The sequence below is a fragment of the Lactobacillus hamsteri DSM 5661 = JCM 6256 genome (assembly GCF_000615445.1).
In the GTDB taxonomy this organism is placed as follows: Bacteria; Bacillota; Bacilli; order Lactobacillales; family Lactobacillaceae; genus Lactobacillus; species Lactobacillus hamsteri.
In genome coordinates this window covers 1-612 of sequence record NZ_BALY01000078.1, presented here as the reverse complement: position 1 = coordinate 612, position 612 = coordinate 1, and the positions used below count along the sequence as shown (strand labels likewise).

2 protein-coding genes are annotated in these 612 nt (G+C 30.1%); both read right to left on the bottom strand.

The genetic code is table 11. The features are described 5' to 3' along the window. Positions 1–59 precede the first annotated feature (59 nt). Positions 60–296, bottom strand: coding sequence for a type II toxin-antitoxin system YafQ family toxin (locus JCM6256_RS09215; protein ID WP_025081379.1), 237 nt, complete (start codon positions 294–296; stop codon positions 60–62). Between the two features lie 2 nt (positions 297–298). Then, positions 299–612: hypothetical protein (locus JCM6256_RS10670; protein ID WP_035438598.1), on the bottom strand; the 314-nt coding region annotated here is incomplete at its 5' end.

The window sequence follows — 612 nt, the reverse complement described above, 5'->3', positions numbered from 1 at the left end:
CTAAAGAAAAAGCCGGATTCATCACGGGATTGAAATCCTGTGTTTTCTCCGACAAATAATCAATAAATAACTAGAACATCATCGTCGTAAACATGATACTCATGCTGACCTACAAATGGTGATCTTCTTAGAATATGATCATCATATTCTTCAGGTAGCCTGCCCTTATTTCGTAAGACTATGATAGATTCCTCAATTTCATTCATAATTTCTTTATATTCATCTTTGGAATATTTTTCTTTTAAAAAATCAGCACTCTTCCAAAATCTATGCGTAATTTTAATTCTATAAGCCATCATCACTCTCCAAAGTGTTTTTTAAATGCCTTTCTAATTTCTTCATCAGAATTATATTCTTCCGCATCATCCGGCAAAATCCCTAATTCTTTCAATTCATCATCACGTAATTCTTGCTTAATACGATTATTAACTTTTTCAGAATAGTTTTCAAAATAATATGCAAAAGGAGACTGATTCATTTTAGCCAATTGAAATGCTAAAATTCTAAATCCTTGTGGTGTTGTCGTTCCATCAGAATTAAACATTTTGTCTAATTTATCTTTTATTTCTTCAGGAACTTTAAATTGAATTAATTTTTCAGACATATTATCAG

Excerpts from the sequence above, each read along its gene's own strand:
- JCM6256_RS09215 (WP_025081379.1), bottom strand. The coding sequence starts at position 296 with ATGGCTTATAGAATTAAAATTACGCATAGATTTTGGAAGAGTGCTGAT.